The organism is Gilliamella sp. X-57, from assembly GCF_057063565.1.
Map to the genome: position 1 here is coordinate 77,284 of NZ_JBXSQI010000005.1, position 22,079 is coordinate 99,362.

Annotated in this window: 17 protein-coding genes and 1 pseudogene; 5 read left to right on the forward strand and 13 right to left on the reverse strand. The window is 36.8% G+C overall.

Translation table 11 applies throughout. The features are described 5' to 3' along the window. Positions 1-30: 30 nt before the first annotated feature. The 10 genes from ACYIAL_RS03890 to tyrA form a co-directional block, all read right to left on the reverse strand. Positions 31-456, reverse strand: coding sequence for a F0F1 ATP synthase subunit epsilon (locus ACYIAL_RS03890; protein ID WP_174796801.1), 426 nt, complete (start codon positions 454-456; stop codon positions 31-33). A gap of 39 nt (positions 457-495) precedes the next feature. Beyond that, entirely contained in the window at positions 496-1,878 is a 1,383-nt protein-coding gene (gene atpD, locus ACYIAL_RS03895) for a F0F1 ATP synthase subunit beta (protein ID WP_483751035.1), read from the reverse strand. A gap of 47 nt (positions 1,879-1,925) precedes the next feature. Then, entirely contained in the window at positions 1,926-2,795 is an 870-nt protein-coding gene (gene atpG / locus ACYIAL_RS03900; protein ID WP_065587117.1) for a F0F1 ATP synthase subunit gamma, read from the reverse strand. 14 nt (positions 2,796-2,809) lie between these two features. Then, complete coding sequence (gene atpA / locus ACYIAL_RS03905; RefSeq protein ID WP_160402378.1) at positions 2,810-4,351, reverse strand: F0F1 ATP synthase subunit alpha; 1,542 nt, start codon at positions 4,349-4,351, stop codon at positions 2,810-2,812. 11 nt (positions 4,352-4,362) lie between these two features. Further along, complete coding sequence (gene atpH / locus ACYIAL_RS03910) at positions 4,363-4,896, reverse strand: F0F1 ATP synthase subunit delta (protein ID WP_483559782.1); 534 nt, start codon at positions 4,894-4,896, stop codon at positions 4,363-4,365. Between the two features lie 13 nt (positions 4,897-4,909). Further along, positions 4,910-5,380 carry a F0F1 ATP synthase subunit B gene (gene atpF / locus ACYIAL_RS03915; protein WP_483751036.1) on the reverse strand — a complete coding sequence of 157 codons (471 nt, stop codon included), beginning with the start codon at positions 5,378-5,380 and terminating at the stop codon, positions 4,910-4,912. Between the two features lie 24 nt (positions 5,381-5,404). After that, a complete protein-coding gene (gene atpE, locus ACYIAL_RS03920; protein ID WP_034901511.1) occupies positions 5,405-5,635 on the reverse strand; it encodes a F0F1 ATP synthase subunit C in 231 nt (76 codons plus the stop codon). Positions 5,636-5,671: 36 nt separating this feature from the next. Beyond that, positions 5,672-6,454, reverse strand: a complete 783-nt coding sequence (gene atpB / locus ACYIAL_RS03925) for a F0F1 ATP synthase subunit A (RefSeq protein ID WP_174796798.1) — start codon at positions 6,452-6,454, stop codon at positions 5,672-5,674. 257 nt (positions 6,455-6,711) lie between these two features. Next, positions 6,712-8,043, reverse strand: coding sequence for a phosphoglucosamine mutase (gene glmM / locus ACYIAL_RS03930; protein WP_174796797.1), 1,332 nt, complete (start codon positions 8,041-8,043; stop codon positions 6,712-6,714). A gap of 87 nt (positions 8,044-8,130) precedes the next feature. Continuing rightward, positions 8,131-9,252: a bifunctional chorismate mutase/prephenate dehydrogenase gene (tyrA, locus tag ACYIAL_RS03935; protein ID WP_483751037.1), complete on the reverse strand. Its 1,122-nt coding sequence runs from the start codon at positions 9,250-9,252 to the stop codon at positions 8,131-8,133. 116 nt (positions 9,253-9,368) lie between these two features. Between tyrA and xthA the strand changes: the two genes are divergently transcribed. The 3 genes from xthA to ACYIAL_RS03950 all read left to right on the forward strand — a co-directional run bounded on the left by xthA (position 9,369) and on the right by ACYIAL_RS03950 (position 13,345). Beyond that, complete coding sequence (gene xthA / locus ACYIAL_RS03940; protein WP_483751038.1) at positions 9,369-10,175, forward strand: exodeoxyribonuclease III; 807 nt, start codon at positions 9,369-9,371, stop codon at positions 10,173-10,175. A gap of 39 nt (positions 10,176-10,214) precedes the next feature. After that, a complete protein-coding gene (gene xseA / locus ACYIAL_RS03945) occupies positions 10,215-11,549 on the forward strand; it encodes an exodeoxyribonuclease VII large subunit (protein WP_483751039.1) in 1,335 nt (444 codons plus the stop codon). A 125-nt stretch (positions 11,550-11,674) separates the two neighbouring features. Continuing rightward, positions 11,675-13,345 carry an Hsp70 family protein gene (locus ACYIAL_RS03950; RefSeq protein WP_483748362.1) on the forward strand — a complete coding sequence of 557 codons (1,671 nt, stop codon included), beginning with the start codon at positions 11,675-11,677 and terminating at the stop codon, positions 13,343-13,345. Positions 13,346-13,403: 58 nt separating this feature from the next. On the opposite strand, the gene ACYIAL_RS03955 is transcribed toward ACYIAL_RS03950, so the two are convergent. Both ACYIAL_RS03955 and ACYIAL_RS03960 read right to left on the reverse strand, forming a co-directional pair. Then, the gene (locus tag ACYIAL_RS03955; protein WP_483751040.1) at positions 13,404-16,094 is read right to left on the reverse strand and encodes a hypothetical protein; all 2,691 of its coding nucleotides are present in this window, start codon (positions 16,092-16,094) and stop codon (positions 13,404-13,406) included. After that, the gene (locus ACYIAL_RS03960) at positions 16,091-16,789 is read right to left on the reverse strand and encodes a DUF1266 domain-containing protein (RefSeq protein WP_483751041.1); all 699 of its coding nucleotides are present in this window, start codon (positions 16,787-16,789) and stop codon (positions 16,091-16,093) included. Before ACYIAL_RS03960 ends, ACYIAL_RS03955 begins: the two co-directional genes overlap by 4 nt. Positions 16,790-17,028: 239 nt before the next feature. On the opposite strand from ACYIAL_RS03960, the gene dolP reads away from it, so the two are divergent. Beyond that, positions 17,029-17,607: a division/outer membrane stress-associated lipid-binding lipoprotein gene (dolP, locus tag ACYIAL_RS03965; RefSeq protein WP_174796790.1), complete on the forward strand. Its 579-nt coding sequence runs from the start codon at positions 17,029-17,031 to the stop codon at positions 17,605-17,607. 42 nt (positions 17,608-17,649) lie between these two features. On the opposite strand, the pseudogene ACYIAL_RS03970 reads toward dolP, so the two are convergent. Further along, positions 17,650-17,922, reverse strand: a pseudogene (locus ACYIAL_RS03970) (SufE family protein); the annotation flags it as partial. A 422-nt stretch (positions 17,923-18,344) separates the two neighbouring features. Here ACYIAL_RS03970 and ACYIAL_RS03975 point away from each other — a divergent pair. Next, positions 18,345-22,055 (forward strand): DEAD/DEAH box helicase, encoded by a 3,711-nt coding sequence (locus ACYIAL_RS03975; RefSeq protein ID WP_483748360.1) that lies wholly within the window; start codon positions 18,345-18,347, stop codon positions 22,053-22,055. Positions 22,056-22,079 lie beyond the last annotated feature (24 nt).

Below are 22,079 nucleotides of genomic sequence, written 5' to 3' on the forward strand. Positions count from 1 at the left end.
TGTTGTGTATGATAAAACATCAAAAGCGAACTATTGACCCATGCGGCGAGTCAATTCGATAACACGAATTTTTGCCAATGCTTTTGATAGTTCTGCAGAAGCTTGAGCAAATGACATATCATCGCTTGGGTGATTGATATGTTCTTGTGCTTGTCTTACTGCTTCTTGTGCTCTTGCTTCATCTAGATCTTCGCCACGGATAGCGGTATCCGCTAAGATGGTTACGATGTTAGGTTGAACTTCTAAGATACCACCAGATAGATAGATAAACTCTTCTTCTCCATTCGTTTTCACAATGCCAACCATACCTGGTTTTATGGTTGTGAGTAGGGGAGTATGACCAGGATAAATTCCAAGTTCACCTTCTTTACCTGTGACTCTGATTCGCTGAACATCACCTGAAAACAGGTGAGATTCAGCACTAACAACTTCTAATTGATAGGAAGTTAGTGCCATAATACGATCTCCATTAATACGATCTGTTCTATGAATCTCTTAGAGAGATTTTGCCTTCTCAATCGCTTCATCAATTGAACCGACCATATAGAATGCTTGTTCTGGTATATGGTCATAATCGCCTTTCATGATACCAGTAAATGCACTTATCGTATCTTTCAATGGTACATATTTACCTGGTGAACCAGTGAATACTTCTGCAACAAAGAATGGTTGAGATAAGAAACGCTGAATTTTACGAGCACGAGCAACGATCAATTTATCATCTTCGGATAACTCATCCATACCAAGAATCGCAATGATATCTTTTAATTCTTGATAACGTTGTAAAATTGACTGAACGCCACGAGCACAATCATAATGTTCTTGACCCACTACTAAAGGATCTAATTGACGACTGGTAGAATCTAGTGGATCTACGGCCGGATAGATACCTAAAGAAGCAATTTGTCGGCTCAATACAATTGTTGCATCTAAGTGAGCAAAGGTTGTTGCTGGTGATGGGTCAGTTAAGTCATCTGCTGGTACGTATACGGCTTGGATTGACGTTATCGAACCTGTTTTAGTAGATGTGATACGTTCTTGTAGTAAGCCCATTTCTTCGGCTAGTGTTGGTTGATAACCTACCGCCGATGGCATACGACCTAATAGTGCAGATACTTCAGTACCGGCTAAGGTATAACGGTAAATATTATCAATAAATAATAAAACGTCTTTACCTTCATCACGGAATTTTTCAGCCATGGTTAAACCCGTTAACGCAACACGTAAACGGTTTCCAGGTGGCTCATTCATCTGACCATAAACTAACGATACTTTATCAAGTACGTTTGATTCTTTCATTTCGTGGTAAAAGTCATTGCCTTCACGAGTACGTTCACCCACACCAGTAAACACAGAGTAGCCTGAGTGTTCGATAGCGATATTACGGATTAACTCCATCATATTAACGGTTTTACCGACACCTGCACCACCGAATAGACCCACTTTACCACCTTTAGCAAATGGACAAATTAAGTCGATAACTTTAATACCTGTTTCAAGCAATTCAGTTGAGTTTGCGAGCTCTTCATAGGTTGGCGCTGCACGGTGAATCGCCCAACGCTCTTCTTCACCAATTGGACCTGCTTTATCAACAGGATCGCCGAGCACGTTCATAATACGACCCAGTGTTTTAGTTCCCACTGGTACTTCGATACCGTGACCTGTATTTACAACTTTAAGTCCGCGTCTTAAGCCATCAGATGATCCCATTGCGATACAACAAACAACGCCACCACCTAATTGTTGCTGAACTTCCAGAACTAATTTTTCAGTGCCAGTTTCCACTTCTAATGCATCATATACCTTTGGTACTGCATCTTCTGGGAATTCGACATCAACCACCGCACCGATGATCTGGACAATCTTTCCAGTAGCCATTTTTAATCCTCTACGTCTTTTTCTTAACTATAAGCCAATATTTAGCACTAACCTGAAACAGCGGCTGCACCGGATACAATATCAATCAATTCATTCGTGATAGCACCTTGACGTGCTTTGTTATACACAATTTGTAATTCATTAATTAGGTTTGCACCGTTATCTGTTGCCGCTTTCATGGCCACCATTCTTGCTGCTTGTTCACTCGCTAAATTATCAACCACTGCTTGATAGACCTGTGATTCAATATAGCGACGTAAAATCACGTCTAATAGCGATTTAGCATCAGGCTCATAAATATAATCCCATGATGAAGCTTTGAGCTCTTTATCTTCTGATGGCGGTAAAGGTAATAATTGCTGAATTGTTGGCTTTTGTGACATGGTATTAATAAATTTATTAGTCACAATATATAATTTATCAATTTTACCATTATCATATGCCTCAAGCATTGTTTTTACCGGACCAATTAAATCGGATAAATTTGGTTCATCCCCCAAGTTAGTCACTTGGGTTAAGATGTTTGCTTTTACTGATGAGAAAAACGAAACACCACGAGAACCAACTAAAGCAACATCAGCTTCAACACCTTTTTCCTGCCATGCTGACATGTCAGCAATGACAGTTTTAAAAAGATTGATATTTAAACCACCACATAAACCACGATCGGTTGAAATAATAAGGTAGCCAACTCGCTTTACATCTCTTTCTTCTAAATAAGGATGTTTGGCGCCTATTTGAGCTAACGCTAAATGTCCAATTACTTCACGGATCATTTCAGCATAAGGTCGACTAGCTGCCATTCTATCTTGCGTTTTACGCATTTTAGAATTGGCAACCATTTCCATTGCTTTAGTGATCTTTTGCGTACTTTGGATACTGGCAATTTTTGTTCTAATCTCTTTTGCATTAGCCATTTGTTACCTCACCCTTACCAAGTTTGAGTTGATTTAAAGCTTTCAAGTAATGCTTTTAGCTTACTTTCAATCTCATCATTGTAATTACCCGTCTCGTCGATTAATTTGACAAAATCGGCATATTGACTATGGGCATAAGCAAGTAATGCTGTTTCAAATGATAATACTTTAGTCAGTTCTACATCTTCAAGATAACCACGCTCAGCAGCGTAAAGTACAATTGATTGTTCAGCAACAGTCATAGGTGAATATTGCTTTTGTTTTAACAATTCGGTTACTTTTTCGCCGTGACTTAGTTGGTTTCTTGTTGCTTCATCTAAGTCAGATGCAAACTGAGAGAACGCAGCCAACTCACGATACTGCGCCAGTGCGGTACGAATACCACCTGATAATTTTTTCATTATCTTCGTTTGTGCAGCACCACCCACACGTGAAACCGAAATACCCGGGTTAACCGCAGGACGGATACCTGAGTTAAATAGACTAGTTTCGAGGAATATCTGACCATCAGTAATCGAAATTACGTTAGTTGGTACGAATGCCGAAACGTCACCAGCTTGAGTTTCAATAATTGGTAATGCTGTTAATGAACCTGTTTTGCCTTTAACTTCGCCTTTTGTGTACTCTTCAACATAAGCTTCGTTCACGCGCGCTGCTCGTTCAAGTAAACGAGAATGAAGATAAAATACATCACCTGGGTAAGCTTCACGTCCAGGTGGACGACGAAGTAGTAATGAAATTTGACGATAAGCAACGGCTTGTTTAGATAAATCATCATAAACAATTAATGCATCTTGACCACGGTCGCGGAAGTATTCACCCATTGCACAACCAGCATAAGGAGCTAAGTATTGTAACGCAGCTGATTCAGATGCTGATGCTACAACGACAATTGTGTTTTTAAGTGCACCATGATCTTCTAGTTTACGCACAACATTTGCAATAGTTGATTGTTTTTGACCAATGGCAACATAAATACATTTTACCCCTGAGTCGCGTTGGTTGATGATGGCATCGACAGCAAGCGCTGTTTTACCTGTTTGACGGTCACCAATGATAAGCTCACGTTGACCTCGTCCAATTGGAATCATTGAGTCAACGGCTTTATAACCGGTTTGTAATGCTTGGTCAACGGATTTACGATCGATAACACCTGGAGCAACAACTTCGACAGGTGAAAAGCCATCATGTTGAAGTGAGCCTTTACCGTCAATTGGTTCGCCTAGTGTATTAATAACGCGACCTAATAAACCTTCACCAACTGGTACTTGTAAAATACGACCAGTACATTGTACCTTCATACCTTCGGACAAGTCTTCGTATGGCCCCATGACTACCGCACCGACAGAGTCTCTTTCAAGGTTTAATGCCATTGCATATCGGTTGCCAGGTAATGCAATCATCTCACCTTGCATTACATCAGTTAATCCGTGGATTCGAAGAATACCATCACTTACAGATATGATAGTTCCTTCATTGTGAGCATCACTCACAATATTGAACTGAGCTATCCGCTCTTTAATTAGTTCACTTATTTCAGTTGAATTTAGCTGCATTATCAGTCCCCTTAAGACTGTAGAGCGTCATTTAAACGATTTAAACGCCCTCTGATACTACTATCAATAACCATATCGCCCGTACGAATAATAAAACCAGAAATGAGCGATTTATCTATATGACATTTTAGTTTTACTTTTCGTGATAAACGTTTTTCGACAGCGACAGAAATTTTATTAAGTTGTTCATTAGTTAGCTCATTGGCAGAAATAACATCTACATCTGCTTGTGCTTCTCTATCTAAACAATATTGTTCAAACAAGGTTAAGACTTCAGGAAGAAGTGATAACCGCTTGTTTTCAGCCATAATCTTAATAAAGTTAGTGCTAAACTCATCTAACATATCTTTACAGATGTTGATGAGTAAATTAGCCACCGAATCGGTTTTCATGTCTGATGTTAAAACACTTCTTATTTGAGCATCTTTACTCACTTCAGATGTTAACACTAACATGTTATGCCATGATTCGATGCTGTTTCTTTCTACTGCAAAATCGAAAGCGGCTTTAGCATAAGGGCGAGCAATTGTAATTAAGTCAGCCATTGCTCTATTCTCCTTATAGTTCAGCTACGAGTTTATCAATGATGTCGCTATTTGCGGCTTCATTAACAGAACGTTGAATAATTTTTTCTGCACCAGCAATAGCAAGTGTAGCGACTTGTTGTTTGAGCTCTTCTTTAACTCGTTTGCGCTCGGCCTCTACTTCGGCAAGTCCTTGCGCAACAATTCGTTCTTTTTCACGAGAAGCTTCTTGTTTTGCTTCTTCAAGAATGGCTGCTTTACGTTTGTTGGCTTGCTCAATAATTGCATTAGCCTCAACCTTAGCCTGTTGCATTATGTCAGATGTATTTGCTTTGGCTAATTCCAAATCTTTTTTTGCTGTTTCTGCTGAAGCAAGTCCTTCGGCGATCTCTTTTTGGCGTTTTTCAATTGCGCTAATAACAGGAGGCCAAACAAACTTCATACAGAACCAAACAAACAATACAAATGTAATTGCTTGGCCGAGGAGAGTTGCGTTCATATTCATGACACGATTCCTCTTAAATTTTTATTAGCCTGCGACAGCAAAAATAACATAAAGTGCAATACCCACACAGATCATTGGGATCGCATCAACTAGGCCCATAACGATAAAGAATTGAGTACGTAACATAGGCATTAATTCTGGTTGACGAGCAGCACCCTCTAAAAATTTGCCACCTAATAAACCAATACCAACTGCACCACCAATTGCAGCTAATCCCATCATGATGCCTGCGGCTACAAATAACATACTATCCATTATATACTCCAGTTTATTATCAAAAAAATATTAAAATTAATGATCTTCCGTTGCCGACGCCATAGCTAAATAGACGATCGTCAACACCATAAAAATAAATGCTTGTAACGTAATTATTAAGATATGAAAAATGGCCCATGGTAACGATAATACCCACTGCGACCACCAAGGTAATAATGCAGCAATTAGGATGAAGATAAGCTCACCTGCGTACATATTTCCGAAAAGTCGAAGTCCTAAAGAAACGGGTTTCGCTAATAGGCTAACTAATTCAAGTACTAAATTGATAGGTGCAAATGCCCAGTGATTAAATGGGTGCAAGGTATATTCTTTGATAAACCCTGAAATTCCTTTGTACTTGATTGAATAAATGATAATAAGCGCAAACACACCTAAAGACATTGACATGGTAATGCTGACATCGGCTGTTGGCACAACTCTTAAATGTGATAGACCTAAATATTGACCTGCATAAGGTAGAAAGTCAACAGGGATAAGATCCATTAAATTCATCAAGAAAACCCAAATAAATACCGTTAATGCTAATGGTGCGATAAGTTTATTTTGGCCGGTAAACATGTCTTTTACCGTATTATTGACAAATTCAAAGATCATTTCTACTGCACATTGCAGTTTACTTGGCACGCCACTGGTTGCTTTTTTTGCTACGCGATGGAATACCCATAAGAAGATTACACCAAGTAGAATTGAAAAGAACAATGAGTCAAGGTTAAAGGTCCAAAAACCTGAACCTACTTGCAAGTTCTCAAGATGGTGCTTGATGTAAGCTTGCGGTGAAGCTGGAGAGGAAACTGACATATAACCCTCTTAACCTATTTCTAAAAAATAAAAATATTGCTCATGTTTTCATTTGAAAGATATAAGCAATCGCTGTAATAATCTGAAGTTGCTATTTTAAACCTAATTGCCTATATTAAGTCAACCTTTGATTAACAAAATTAAGATTTTAGACACTTTTTACTAATTTTGCGTAAATTAACGTAACTTCACGCATTATTTTAAATCGAATTTAGCTCAATTAATGGCTGAATTAATGGGCATTAATGGTGCTGTTTCTAAGCTTTAACTGCGTTTGCGATAGTTTCGGCTAATTTTTGCACTTCGTGTTCATTGCTTCCTTCCACCATGACACGAATTAACGGTTCGGTTCCCGATTTACGAATCAGAACTCGACCATGATGATCTAGTTGTTTTTCTGCTTGTGCAATAGCTGATTTTACCTCAGTGCTATTGAGTGGATCATGTTCACCTGCAAATCGAACATTAATTAATACTTGCGGCAACATTGTCATGCCACTGCACAAATCAGCTAACGACATATCGTTGCGAACCATTGCCGCGAGTACTTGTAAGCCAGCAACAATACCATCACCTGTGGTAGTTTTATCTAATAATAACACGTGTCCCGAATTTTCAGCACCTAAGCGCCAGTTTTTTTCTACTAGTTTTTCAAGTACATAACGATCGCCAACTTTGGCACGAACAAAAGGAATACCAAGCTTTTTAAGCGCTATTTCAAGCCCCATATTGCTCATTAAAGTGCCGACAACGCCGCCTTTTAGTTGGCCTTGTCTTAATGCTTCGCGTGCAATGATATAGATAATTAAATCACCATCAATTTTGCGACCTTTATGATCAACCATGATGATGCGATCGCCATCGCCGTCTAATGCAAAACCTAAATCGGCTTTTTCATCAATAACGCATTTGGCTAATGCTTTTACATCAGTTGCACCACAGTTCTCGTTAATATTAACCCCATCAGGCTCACAGCCAATTTTAATCACTTGTGCACCAAGCTCTCGTAATACTTTCGGAGCGATATGGTAGGTCGCACCATTAGCACAATCGACAACAATTTTTAATCCTGCCAAACTTAAATCATGATCGAATGTACTTTTGCAAAATTCGATATAACGGCCTGCTGCATCGGTGATACGGCTTGCTCGACCGAGTTGTTTAGATTCTACGCAATCGATCTCTTTTTCAAGTTCAGTTTCAATTTCTAATTCGATTGCATCATCAAGTTTTTTGCCTTCGCTTGAAAAGAATTTAATGCCATTATCATAAAAAGGGTTGTGTGAAGCCGAAATAACTACGCCAGCATCAGCTCGAAAAGTACGGGTTAAGTAAGCAATGGCTGGCGTTGGCATGGGGCCTGTAAAAGCAGCTGCAACGCCTGCAGAAGCAAATCCTGCTTCTAGTGCAGATTCAAGCATATAGCCTGAAATACGGGTATCTTTACCGATTAATACTTTTTTCACGCCATCTTTGGCTAGCACACGACCCGCTGCCCAGCCTAATTTGAGCGCAAAATCTGGTGTGATAGGATACACTCCAACTTTACCGCGAATCCCATCGGTACCAAAATATTTTCGATTAGACATTTTATTCCCTCATACTAAATGATTTTTGATAAACGTATATTTTAAGTTGTAAAAAACTTTCAGGAAAGTATACCGCTTAGTATTAAGTTACTCTCGATTATCATTGGCAAATTTTAATAATACTTGGCTTTCTTTGATAAAGCGCTCTGCGTAAGAGCCAAACCAAGTAGTCACTTCGTTAAAATTCTGGATAAATTTTGTTTTGTCGCGTTGTTCAATTAATTTAACCATTTGTCCAAAGCGTTCGTAATAGCGTTTGATTAATTCGATATTATCATCCGATGCCATAATGATATCGGCATACAGCTCGGGATCTTGAGCAAACAAACGCCCAACCATCATCAGTTCAAGGCGATAAATAGGCGAAGAAAGTGCGATTAATTTTTCTAAATCAACCTGTTCACGTTGTAAATTAACACCATACGAAAAAGAAGTAAAATGACGCAGAGCTTGGATGAACGACATGCATTTGTCATGTTCTTTGGCATCCATGGCGCACAAATTAGCTCCCCATATACGCATTTGCTCAATTAACCATTGATATTTTGCGGGATGTCGACCTTCACAATAAACGATGATTTGTTTAGCTAAATTGGGTACATCAGGGCCAAACATAGGGTGCAATCCGACTACAGGGCCTTGATGCTTATCAAGCATTGTTTGGAGTGGTTTGGCTTTTATGGATGTAAAATCTGTTAAAATACAATTTTGGGGTAATGGCGGTAATTGTTTGATGATTTCGCAAGTTTTGTTTATCGGTACGGTGACAATCACTGCCGCAGCATCGGTAACCACTTCGGCAGCTTGATGCATCGTTTTAGAACCTAATGTTTTAACCTGATAGCCAGATAAAGTAAATAATCGAGCAAACAACCGCCCCATTTGCCCATTACCACCAATAATTACTATCGAGCCTTGGCCACTATAGACTTTTTTAAAGCCTTTGTCATTTTCGCTAATATAAGATTCACGCATTAAACGACGTAAAATATCTTCAATCAAAACGGGGGATATGCCTGCTTTTTCAGCCTCTTGTCGTCTTTTTGCTAGCATGTCTGCTTCACGCTTAGGATCATAAATCGGAATACCGTGTTTGCTCTTTACTTCTCCGACTTCGGCAACTAATGCTAATCGTTTGCTAATTAAAGATAAAATGGATTTATCAACTTCATCGATTTTATCGCGCAAGGCAAGTAATTCGGTAGACATATTTGGTGATTCCTTTTATCACAAATGACAACTCTTTCTGTAATAGCTTAACAGTATAACGTATTTTTGGTAGGATGGGGCAACTGCAACATTAAATCTAACATAATAAAATAATCATGAAAGTTATCTCGTTTAATATTAATAGCCTTCGCGCGCGAATTCATCAGTTAGCAGCAATTATTGATACTCACCAACCAGATATAATTGGTTTACAAGAAACTAAAGTTCATAACGATCAGTTTCCCGTTGACGAGCTAGCACAGTTTGGTTATCACTTACATTATCACGGACAAAAAAGCCACTATGGGGTGGCGTTATTAACTAAGCAAAAGCCTCTGTCTGTACAGTGTGGTTTTCCTACTGATAGTGATGATGCGCAATGTCGTTTGATCATGGTTGAATTACCAACTAGTCAAGGCAATTTAATGGTAATTAATGGTTATTTTCCTCAAGGTGAAAGTTTACATCATGAAATTAAATATCCAGCTAAACGTAAGTTTTATCAGAATTTAATAGCCTATATTAACCAGCAGCAATTAAGTAATCAGTTATCTTTAATTATGGGCGATATGAATATTTGCCCAACTGATTTAGATATTGGCATTTCACAAGATAGCCGTAAACGTTGGCTACGCACGGGTAAATGTTCATTTTTACCCGAAGAACGTGAATGGATGAACAGTTTAATGTCGCTGGGTTTTGTTGATACTTACCGCCACGACCACCCAACTGCGCAAGAGTATTCTTGGTTTGATTATCGTTCAAAGGGTTTTGATAGCCATACTGGGTTACGAATCGATTTAATATTAGCAAGCCAAAAAATGATGGCGCATTGCAAGCAAACTGGGATTGATTATGATATTCGTGCAATGGAAAAGCCATCGGATCATGCGCCAATTTGGGCTCAATTTGATTTAGTTTAAACTTGTGTAGTTATAATATAGTTGTAAAAGGATAATCGCATGCAAAACAGTTCGATTCTATCGGTTAAAGATCTTAATCAAATGGTTAAGGATCTGCTTTGTAATGCTATTGGTCAGATTTGGTTAATGGGGGAAGTCTCAAACTTTTCACGCCCATCATCAGGACATTGGTATTTCTCGTTAAAGGACGATAGTGCACAAGTTCGTTGTGCCATGTTTCGTAATAGTAATTTTCGTGCCAGTTTTACACCACAAAATGGACAGCAGGTTTTAGTGAGAGCAACTGTTACGTTGTACGAGGCACGTGGGGAATATCAACTGATTATTGATAAAATTCAACCCGCAGGTGCTGGATTATTGCAGCAAAAGTTTGAGCAATTAAAACAAAAACTGTCTGACGAAGGCTTATTTGATCCTATTTATAAACAGCCATTACCTGAAAATATTCATACCGTTGGGATTATCACTTCGTCGACGGGTGCTGCGCTGCATGATATTTGCCAAATATTAAAACGGCGAGATCCGAGCTTGCATTTGATTATCTACCCAACACAAGTACAAGGCAGTGAAGCGGCAGGGCAAATTGCTAAAATGATTCGAATTGCCAACATTCGTCAAGAATGTGATGTATTAATCGTTGGGCGAGGCGGTGGCTCGCTTGAAGATTTATGGTCATTTAATGAAGAAGTGGTGGCAAGGGCTATTTTTGCAAGTCAATTACCTATTGTCAGTGCGGTTGGGCATGAAATTGATTTTACCATTGCCGATTTTGTGGCTGATGTTAGAGCGGCCACGCCATCTGCTGCAGCCGAATTAGTGAGTCATGATAATTTGGATCAAATAAAACGTATTCAAGCAAAAGAACAACATTTATCCATGGCAATGGATTATTATTTAATACAGTGTCGAGAAAAACTCAATAAATGGCATCATCAATTGCAGACTCAACATCCGCAAACAAAATTAGAAAAACAATTGAATCAACTTTTAACCTATCGTCATTCATTATATGAAAATATTCAGCAATATTTTCTCAAGCAGTCAAATCGCCATAACTTTTTAGATAGACGATTATTACGAGTATCGCCACAAAATAACATCACCTATTTAGGGCAATTGGTTCGACAAAAACAGCAGCAACTCATTAATTTAGTTGATCAGAAGTTAACAAAGTCACAGCATCAATTTGTGTTACAAACTTCACAACTCAATAGCGTTAGTCCGCTGGCTACACTCGAGCGAGGTTACTCTGTTACCACAAACCAAAACAACACAGTGGTTCGTCGCTTTGAGCAAGTTAAGGTCGGGGAATTTATCATAACAAAATTAAAGAAAGGGAAACTGGTTAGTCAAATTATCGAAATTAACGAATAAACTCATTATCTTTAAAGAATATTCATAAACTGTTTTTACCGGTTTTTAACATCATTTTTGCAATTCAAGTGATCACTAGTATATAATCTAAACAATAGGAAATTATTATATTATTCAGAGGGGTTATGAGTTACCCGATAGGTATTGATTTAGGTACGACAAATAGTTTAATTTGTGTTTGGCAAGATGGTAAACCACTCCTCATTCCTAATTCAATTGGTGAAGTTGTTACACCATCTGCAGTTAGTGTTGATGAAGACGATTCTATTTTAGTCGGACATGCGGCATTGTCCCGTTTAACCACGCATCCTAATCGTAGCGCAGCCGCTTTTAAACGCTTTTTAGGTTCAAATAAAGTTTTCGAATTAGGTGACAAAAAATTTACGCCAACTGAACTTTCAGCCATGGTTTTAAAATCATTGAAAGCAGATGCAGAGGCTTTTTTAAACCAAGAAATTCGTGATGTTGTCATTTCTGTTCCTGCTTATTTTAATGATGAACAGCGTAAGCAAACTCGTTTTGCTGCTGAGTTAGCGGGATTAAATGCTGTGCGTTTAATTAATGAACCAACAGCAGCTGCTATGGCATACGGATTACATGAAGACCAATCAGGTAATACTTTAGTATTTGACTTAGGTGGTGGCACGTTTGATGTGACTGTGCTTGAATATTCGATGCCAATTATTGAAGTGCACGCTTCGGCAGGTGATAACTATTTAGGTGGTGAAGATTTTACCCAAGAGCTTGTTAAAGCTTGCTTAAGTGAATGGAATCTTAAACAACAAGATATTCCAGCAGATGATTATGCTCGATTGTTAGATTTGGCAGAGCAATTAAAATGCAAATTAAATGGTGAACAGATGCACAATTTGACGTGGTTTTGGCAAGATAAGCAGTGGCAATTTGCACTCAATGAAAGCCGAGCTAAAATGATCTGGTTACCGTTACTTAACCGTTTGCGAGCACCGGTCGAACAAGCATTAAATGATGCACGTTTAAAGCCTAATCAGCTTGAGCATATTGTATTAGTTGGCGGTTCATCACGACTTGGTGTAGTGCGCGAATTGGTTACTAAATTATTTGGAAAATTACCTTATCGTCATATAAACCCAACTACAATTGTCGCTCAAGGTGCCGCTGTTCAAGCTGCTTGCCGATTGCGTAATAAAGATATAGAAGAAGTCATTCTCACCGACGTGTGTCCTTATACTCTTGGGATTGAAAGTTGTTCAAATAATGTCAGTGGATTATTTTCCCCCATTCTTGAACGTAATACTATTGTACCAACTTCGAAAGTAAAAACATTTTATACAACTCATCCTCAACAAAAGATGATTTGTATTTCGGTTTACCAAGGTGAAAATCCACGCGTTGAAAACAATGTTTTAATTGATGAGTTTGAAGTGCCTGTAACGCCAATGGAAAAAACACAAGGGATTGATGTTCGTTTTAGTTATGATTTAAATGGCTTATTAGAAGTTGATGTGGTTTTACTTGAGACAGGCAAACAGCACGGTAAGGTTATCGATCATAGCCCAATAGGTTTAACAGACAAGCAAAAACAAGAAAGTCATGAACGCTTAAAATCACTTAAGATTCATCCACGTGACGAAATGCCAAATCGTACCTTATTGGCTAGATTAGAACGAGCATGGGCCCAATCATTGGGTGATGAACGACTATTAATTGGATCATATATTGAAGCTTTTATGGAAGTATTAAATAGACAAAATTCTGAAGAAATTAACGAAATTCGTTGTGAAATTGAATCCGATCTACAAGATCTTAATCGATAACAGATAAAATTTGAAAAGTTCCCTTTTTTAGTAAATAAAAAAGGGAACTTTATTTAGTTTATTTTTTCTCGGTAATTTCTTCTAGTGGTGGTCCAAAACGATTGTTTTGTTCAATGCTAGGAAGCCAAAATGGCTTCAAAAAGAAGGGCGCAATCAGTATTGAAGTCAAAAAGTATAAAGGCTGCCCTTTATAGCTGTCATTTAGACGTCGCTTTATAGCAAAAACCGTGTTAGTTGCGACAATAGAATAACAAATCATAGAAAAAGTTGGACTATTTGGCTCAAAATACTTGCTAAGTACCGACATTAAATTTAACAGTACAAAATTACAAAATAATTGTGCAATAAAACCTTTTAGATTTGCTCGCCCATTCCAACGCCAAAACTGCCACCATTTGTTTATAGGCAATGACTGTGAGTCCAGTTTTTTTTGATTTTCGGTATTTTTTGCTATAAGTAATGCTGCACAAAGCCGCAAGATTAAATCATAGTCACTGGTATTTTTAAACTTGTCTAATATTTCGAGTTCACTTTTATCAAGTATACCGTAATAGTTAGACAAACGCTCAGCAAAGATCATTATTTGATCGGTTTGGATGTGATTGCATTTTATTTTGCCAACAGAAGATGGCGCAACCCAATTCTTTTGTAGATTTTTTGATATTTTTATTAACTTTTTATCATTGCCAATAATGTTGTGCAATACCTGACTTAATTTGGCTTTTTGCTCAGGTTTATTGAATACAATTATGTATAACAACATTAAATAAATTGGATTTCTATTCGCCAGTTTTTGTGCCCATGCGTACTCTAGTTTTTGCCCAATATCGTCAAAATCAATAAGGTGAGGCGCATCAATAAACCATTCAATCGAATTTTGATAATTGTTTAAAACACAATTAATTAGTCTGCCATCATTATTAATCAGATTATATAACTCTGTTTCATTTTTCCAATTTCCATACTTAAATATCTCTATTAACGGTTTAAATGGGTCATCCTCCTCGAGAACAAAGGTATTATTTTCTTGTTGAAGATAATTCGCAGTTTTTATTGGTTCACAAGCAATTGCGACTACTAATAAGTAACGACGATACCATTGCCAATAAGCTTCTTTCTTATTAGCAATAACTGAAGGATCTGGAGATTTTGGTAGTTGATAATAATTATTAAATTTTAAAAACGTAATCCAATCAAACATCTCCATATTTGAATAATGAAAGCTTTGATATAAGTGTGATTGAGCAATATCAGGGATATCTTCGAATCTATCTAACCATAAACGACCATATAAAACTTGCTTGCCATCTTCGTCGGGATCGAATTGGGTTGGAAGTTGAGCATTTTCATTATTATCAAATAACCATGCTTTAAATTCTTGTACTGGCGAAAGTTCTGTAAGCCATGCAAGATGTTGTTGTGCTTGGCGTTGCAAATGTTGCAAAATAAATTGTTCAAATGGATCATCACTTTGCTCATCTAAAATTTCTTGTAATAATCTTTCGTTACCATGGCGCAACATAATGGCATGTCGATATAAACGATATAATCGATTATTACCATCATCACGTAACAATATTGATAAGACTTGTTTATAATTCCAGTTTGTACTCAAAGCCCAATTAACAAAGTCGACGATTTCTTTTGAATATTCATTGATATCTTCTAACCCAGCTAATCGTGCCGTTGTGGTTGCAGTAATTTGCGGAATAGTATGCAAATAATTTTTTGTTTTATCGACCGCGACACAATAACTATTATTCAGTGCCATAACTAATAATGGGAAGTAATTTTTTTCAAAATAAACACACCAACCTGCTATCCAGCTTTCTGCTTTTTGTTGATAATGACCTGAATAATACAATTCTAACCAAGCCTGTAAGGCATTTTGTTTATCTTCAAGCAAAGTATATTGGATGGCAGCAATATATTTCCACTCGATAATAATATTTTCGTCTTGATCGCCTTCGGCAATGCATTTTAAAGCGTAATCCAAAATAGATTGATTTTTTAGGCTCGCAGCACTGTGCCAATGAGCAAATTCGAGCATAAATTTTTTATCATCAGGAAGGTAAATAACTGTATCTTGACATAAAAATGCATAAACATCTTCAGATCTACGTTCCCAAAATAACCATTTGGTATAATATATATAATCGATAGTTGTATTTTGTAGTATTTTATTTGTTGTCGGTAAGCATGTGTAATCAAAGACATCGCCACGATCAATGTGATTTAAATAATTATCATATTTTTCAAATTCATCAGTGAATTGTGTCATCAATTGCTGACGCCAGCGCAAATTATCGGCTAAAATTTTGACACATGATTCGGATATATTTGTTGTTTCGTAACTTAACTCTAATAGCCGCCATTTTACCGAATCAATAACTGTCATGGGATAGTCATAGAATGAGCCGATAAATTTTTGCCATTCATCAATGTTATAGCAACGCTGTGGATCTTCTAATAGGGCTTGATAAGCATCGCAAATTTCATTCGCTTTAATTTGTTCTTCTGTTAATGATGGCGCTTCTTTTTCTTCTGATTTCTGTGCAGTTTCGTCAACGGCTGTTTCGGGCAAATTTGCATAATTCATTGCCGATTCGTAAGCTTCGCGCAATGCTTTAAACCCGTCAGGATCCGTTTCAGGATGATATGAGGGTAATTTTGCACGATAGGCTTGACGAATAACAGTTGTATCTTTTGTTTGATCTATGCCCAGCAATTGCCAAAAATTTGTATTCATGACCAATCATACTCCGTTAGTGATTCAGGCTTTTCTAGTTCGTCAATCTCAATATACCAAGGCAGGCGATTGCAAGGAGAATCCTTGTCGGTAATTAATATTTTCATGGTATTTGTTTGTGATGCTCGGGTTAATTCACAGCGTAATACTTCAAGATCTTCTTTATTGTTGAGTGATTCCCAAAATTGAAAACCAACCGACCAACCCGCAAAGTAGTTATGCCAAGATTCATAAAAATATTGAGAACGAGCAGCAATTCTTGAAAAAATCCATAGCGCTTCTTCTTCGGTAATATATTTATTGGTCGTGCCATTGCGTAGCACATATCCCATACGTGCATAATCCCAACTACGAATGCCGCCATAGCCACATACGCAAAAAGTTTGTTCAACAAACTCTAGTAATATTTTTTGATAATCATCTTGTGCTTGGCAATAATCACGCCAGTCTGATTCAGAAAATCGAGAATAGATTGAATAATATTGAGATAATAAAGGTGCATGCCCATCATCAACCATATCAAAGACACAGTTTAGTAATGTTTGGCGAGAATCAATTCTCCAACTTTCACTCATATCCATAAAATCCCGATCGGGATAAAAGAACGGTGAAGTATAACTTGCACCATTATTCTTGCTTAAGGCAACCATTGGCGCAGACAAGCCATATAACCAATCAATAACATCTTGATTCATTTTTTTATTCCAATCATCTGATTTATTTTTTATCAAAAGATAGCAGATTTTACACCAAAATAAAAATTGAAATTCAAGGCGGGAATTTATGGTGTGGCTAAGTTATAATGAAATATAAATACAATTATAAGCCTGCATAAATCATAAAATCATTTTGCAAATCAATATCTACAAGGCATAATAATGGTAAATTTATTGGAATTTGATTATTACTAAGTAATAAGTCATAAGGAGTGATAATGAAAAAAATTACCTTAATGATAATGTTAATATTTTGTACATTAACATTACAAGGTTGCGTTGCTGCAGTTATTGGCGTTGGTGCAGGTGCAACAGCAAAAGTTGCTACAGATCCTCGTACCACTGGCACCCAAGTTGATGATACAACGCTCAGTTCACGCATGGGTATAAAAATTAAAGACCATGGACCTTTGTTTATTGGCTCGCGTATCGTTTCGAGTGCTTATGGTGGTAATATCCTTTTAGTTGGACAAGCCAATAGTGAACAAGTTGAACAAGCAGAAAAGCTTGCTTATCAAGTTGAAGGGGTAAAAAAAGTCTATAACCAAATTCGTATTGGGGAACCCGTTGGGGCAGTGACAATTACTAATGATACTTGGATAACTACTCAAGTTAAATCTCGGTTAGTTTTAGATGCCAAAACTAAAGCTCGCAAAATTAAAGTGGTAACCGAAAACAGTGAAGTATTTTTAATTGGAATTGTTACACCAGAAGAAGGCAAAGCAGCAGCTGAAATTGCAAGTAAAGTCAGTGGTGTAAAAAAAGTCATCACACTTTACACTTATACTGAAAATTAACGGAAACTATATAAAAGACAGGGGGCGCATTAGTCCCCTTTTTTATGCAACCGATTTTATGCGCTCAATTAATTTAGCAAGCCCTTGCAAACGTGATTGGCTTAGCTCATCGGAAATTTTTAACTGACTTAATAGGGATTGAAAATGGATAGCTGCAATTTCTTGTGCTGTTTTGTGATTAGCAATGATGATTAAAATGGCTAATAACCCTTTCACAATTCGCCCTTCGCTATCGCCACTAAAAATATAAGTATTATCGGCCTGCTTGTGATAACTAAGCCAAACTCGATTTTCGCAGCCATTGACTTGGTTCTGCTCTGTTTTTTGCTAGCCAGGAAAATCAGGCAATTGCTTGGCTAATATCACTAACTGTCGATAGCGATCTTGCCAAGTACGTTGCTTTGCAAATAACTCGGTTAAATTTTTCTGTGATAGCATAATATTGACCTATTTATGGTTGACTATTTTGTAAAAAATTTTCAGGAATCTATCATTTGATATATAAAACTATTTTTTGATAGGTTTAATTTAACAGGATAAAGTTAGATGGTAAACTAAGTTGTTCAAAAATGGAGCAACGTACAGTATTGATAACAACAATATGAAAAAATTGTATTACCTAAATAAACAATTTATGATGTGGTATGCTGAAAATAAAAGCATATTTAGGTTATATGCCATAAAGTGCTAGCTTAGTTGTACCTTTGTTGACGCAAAAATAAGGATTAAATAGTATTATGATACGTCAAAATAACAGACCCTATTTTAGATATAACATTGAACAATTACAAAATCTTGCCGAAGAAAATAATAATAATCTTGAAATCTTAAATCTGATTGTGATGGAATTGGAGTGCCGTTCAACCAAGAAAGCTATGATTTTATTAGAAAAAACAAGTGATTATCTGTCAAAAAATAAAAAAATTGTACCGTTAAAAGAAAAAGTGAACAATCAGAATTCTGATAGTCAACATTTTAGTGAGAAGATAATAAACAACAAACAAGCAATAGAAAAAGATTCACAATTTCAGCGTTGTGTACAGGTAGAAAAAGTAAACGACAATAAGATTATTTCAAAAGACGTGGATGTAAATCATCATCAACATGCGACTCAAACGGTCGAGCAATCTAGCCACATAGCGGAGTGTATGCATAAAGTTCAGACTTACTCTCAATTACCAGAAATAAAAAGAATAAACGAACAAGTGAATAGTCTTAGAATAGATAGAAACAACGATCCATTATCGATTCTCTCAAGTTGGAGTGCGTTAGAAGCTTTGGCGCCTCAAACTTACAAAAAACCAGAAGATTTAGCTAATGGTGATCGTAATAATATTATCAATACAACTCATACGGGTTTGCCGTGGTTACAGCAGCAAAAAAGCAGACCTAATTATAAGATTTATTATCAGGTGTGCTTAGGTTCAATTTCTATGTCAGAAGCAATCAAAGATCTTATTAAAGTATTTGGTCGAGATGAAGAACTAAACCAAAGAACTACAGAACACGCTGTTATCGGTTCATTACTGGTCGATAATAATGGTGTTTTATTAGAAGAAAACGGTATTGCAATTTCTAGTTTTGCTTGGGCTTTACCTTTAACGTTAAATAAACAATTAAATGGACTTAATCAATGGATAAACATTGAACGCACCATTCTGGCGCATCTTCAAAAATTATTACGTAAAACCAATGAGCAAGGTCAACTGATACCATTAAATAAAACAATGATCATTAATGCTTTTTATTGGTTGGTTAATCAGTTTGAACTACCCGATCATCTTGTTCAGCCACCTGAGTATATTATTCGTACGTACCACCATTTCAAAGCGAAAACGCCGCCAGAACTACCACTATTAAATTCATTCTATTTTAATGATCTGCTTAAAATCGCTCAACAAGTAGAAAACAAAACAGTTAATAAAGGAATTAAAGCCTATTTGGGTATAACAGAAATAAAAAATGTGAATGATTTGTTGACTAATCACGTTCTTTTAGAAAAAGTTTTGGCTCCAAAGAATATAAGTTTATCCCGTTGGCCTTCGCCAGGTGGACATCCGTTGGTCACTTTACAACAAGCGGCTGTTAATTTAACAAGAATGGAATTGAGGGATAATGGTGGCATTATTGCTGTAAATGGCCCTCCTGGAACGGGTAAAACGACATTGCTAAGGGACATTGTGGCTTCGGCTGTTGTTGATCGTGCTCTGGCAATGTGTGCTTTTGATGAACCCGAGAAAGCTTTTATACCTGTCGGAGGTAAAATTCCCGCAGGAAAAGGATTTTATCAGCTTTATCAACTAGATACTTGCTTAAAAGGGCATGAAATAGTTGTGGCTTCAAGTAATAATAAAGCAGTCGAAAACATCAGTAAAGAGTTACCAGCAAGTAAAGCTATTGGTTATTCGGTTGATGAATTTAACTATTTTAGTGCAATAAGTAATCATGTTTATAATTTATCGATTGATGATAATAAGCAAACCGACAATTCAAATTTACCATTGAATGAAACTTGGGGCATGATGGCTGCTGTGCTTGGCAATAGCAAAAATCGGACAATTTTTCAAAAAACATTTTGGTGGAATGAAGAGTATGGTTTTCGCATTTATTTAAAAGCTGCTAAAGGTGATGATGTTACAAAAGAGATTACAGATGAGCAAGGCAACGTTATTGCCCGTAAAATACCAGAAATTGTTTCAATAGAGCGACCAGCGACAACACTTCAACAAGCCGTAAGCTTATGGCAAGCAAAAAAAAATGAATTCTTGAAACTTAAATCAGAAATTGAAGCTGCATTAAAGACATTAGAACAACTACGACAAGCTTGTTTAAATAAGCAAAAAATTAGTCAGAAAGTTACTGAACAATATACTGTTCAACAAAATTATCAACAAAAGAAACAAGAACTAGATTTACAATTAGCGCAGCAACAAGCAGAATATCAGTCTTATGAAGCATTGTATGAGAAATCCCAACATATTGAGAACCTAAGTAAGAAAAAAAAGCCGGGATTGTTTGCTCGTTTATTTCGTACTCAGGCTTGGATGCAATGGTTACATAAACATAAAGAATTACAACAATCATCATACTCTAGAAAAAAACTTTTTCTAAATGCGCAAGCTGTTGTAGAACAACTTTTATCTGAAAAACAAAAATTAGAACAAAAACAATCGAATATACAACAATCCCAAATTAAACAACAAAATGAGCTAGCGCGATTGAACCAATATATTGATTCTTATCGCACTAAACTCGGTAATCGTCTTATTGAGGATAAAACTTTTTTTGCTGATCATCAGCTTTATAATCTAAATTCCCCTTGGTTACCAAATGAATTACATAAAAAACGAGAGCGACTGTTCATGCTAGCTATGGATCTTCACAAAGCCTTTATAAATGCTAGTGCTCAAAAAATCCTACATAATTTAAGTATTTTTATGATGCCTGGTGCGCTAAAAGAACAAGACAAAAAACAATTTTTATCTGATTTATGGTCAACGCTGTTTCTTGCCGTGCCTGTTATATCAACAACATTTGCTTCTTTTGAACGTATGATGGGAGATCTAAATCAAGATTCAATTGGCTGGTTATTAATTGATGAAGCAGGACAAGCATTACCCCAAGCTGCTGTGGGTGCTATAGCTCGTGCCAAAAGAACCATTGTTGTTGGTGATCCATTACAAATTCCGCCCGTTACTTCTATTCCATTACGTTTAAACGAAGAGATATGTCGATTTTTTAACGTAAATAAAACACTTTGGAGCGCACCTGATGCTTCTGTTCAAACACTAGCTGATAGAGCTTCTAGTTACCAATCTTCTTTTAGGAATGATACAGGAGGACGTAATGTCGGGATCCCATTATTAGTGCATCGACGCTGTTGTGAGCCAATGTTTAGCATTTCTAATCATATTGCTTATGATGGGCAAATGGTTTATGCAGCAGGGCACCATCAACCAGGCGTGATTGGTAATATATTGGGTTCTTCTTGTTGGTTTGATTTAAATGGTCAAGCGGATACAAAATGGTGTCCTGATGAGGGAAAAATAGTGATTGAGCTTTTAAATAAAATTGCCCATCAAGGCATTACCGAGCCCGATTTATTTATTATTACGCCATTCAAGATAGTGGCTAACGAATTAAGAAACTGTTTAAGAAAAGAAAAAGACCTTTTTGAAAAACTTAATATTAATTTAAATCAATGGATCATTGACCGAATCGGAACTATTCATACAGTTCAAGGGCGGGAAGCAGATAGCGTGATATTAGTGCTTGGAGCTCCAGAAAATAAACATAATGGAGCGCGTCTATGGGCGGCTGGTACACCTAATATTATTAACGTTGCGGCATCAAGAGCTAAACAGAACTTTTATGTTATTGGCTCTTATGCTTCTTGGTCAGGAGTAGGACATTGTCGAATAATGGCGCAGTATTTACCAGTGAAATAATTATCGATAAATAAAAATTTAACT

Coding starts and splice junctions, on each gene's coding strand:
- atpE (WP_034901511.1), bottom strand. CDS start 5,635: ATGGATAGTATGTTATTTGTAGCCGCAGGCATCATGATGGGATTAGCT.
- ACYIAL_RS03960 (WP_483751041.1), bottom strand. CDS start 16,789: ATGAATCAAGATGTTATTGATTGGTTATATGGCTTGTCTGCGCCAATG.
- atpG (WP_065587117.1), bottom strand. CDS start 2,795: ATGGCTAATGCAAAAGAGATTAGAACAAAAATTGCCAGTATCCAAAGT.
- ACYIAL_RS03890 (WP_174796801.1), bottom strand. CDS start 456: ATGGCACTAACTTCCTATCAATTAGAAGTTGTTAGTGCTGAATCTCAC.
- dolP (WP_174796790.1), top strand. CDS start 17,029: ATGAAAAAAATTACCTTAATGATAATGTTAATATTTTGTACATTAACA.
- glmM (WP_174796797.1), bottom strand. CDS start 8,043: ATGTCTAATCGAAAATATTTTGGTACCGATGGGATTCGCGGTAAAGTT.
- atpB (WP_174796798.1), bottom strand. CDS start 6,454: ATGTCAGTTTCCTCTCCAGCTTCACCGCAAGCTTACATCAAGCACCAT.
- tyrA (WP_483751037.1), bottom strand. CDS start 9,252: ATGTCTACCGAATTACTTGCCTTGCGCGATAAAATCGATGAAGTTGAT.
- ACYIAL_RS03975 (WP_483748360.1), top strand. CDS start 18,345: ATGATACGTCAAAATAACAGACCCTATTTTAGATATAACATTGAACAA.
- ACYIAL_RS03955 (WP_483751040.1), bottom strand. CDS start 16,094: ATGAATACAAATTTTTGGCAATTGCTGGGCATAGATCAAACAAAAGAT.
- xseA (WP_483751039.1), top strand. CDS start 10,215: ATGCAAAACAGTTCGATTCTATCGGTTAAAGATCTTAATCAAATGGTT.
- xthA (WP_483751038.1), top strand. CDS start 9,369: ATGAAAGTTATCTCGTTTAATATTAATAGCCTTCGCGCGCGAATTCAT.
- atpH (WP_483559782.1), bottom strand. CDS start 4,896: ATGGCTGACTTAATTACAATTGCTCGCCCTTATGCTAAAGCCGCTTTC.
- ACYIAL_RS03950 (WP_483748362.1), top strand. CDS start 11,675: ATGAGTTACCCGATAGGTATTGATTTAGGTACGACAAATAGTTTAATT.
- atpD (WP_483751035.1), bottom strand. CDS start 1,878: ATGGCTACTGGAAAGATTGTCCAGATCATCGGTGCGGTGGTTGATGTC.
- atpF (WP_483751036.1), bottom strand. CDS start 5,380: ATGAATATGAACGCAACTCTCCTCGGCCAAGCAATTACATTTGTATTG.
- atpA (WP_160402378.1), bottom strand. CDS start 4,351: ATGCAGCTAAATTCAACTGAAATAAGTGAACTAATTAAAGAGCGGATA.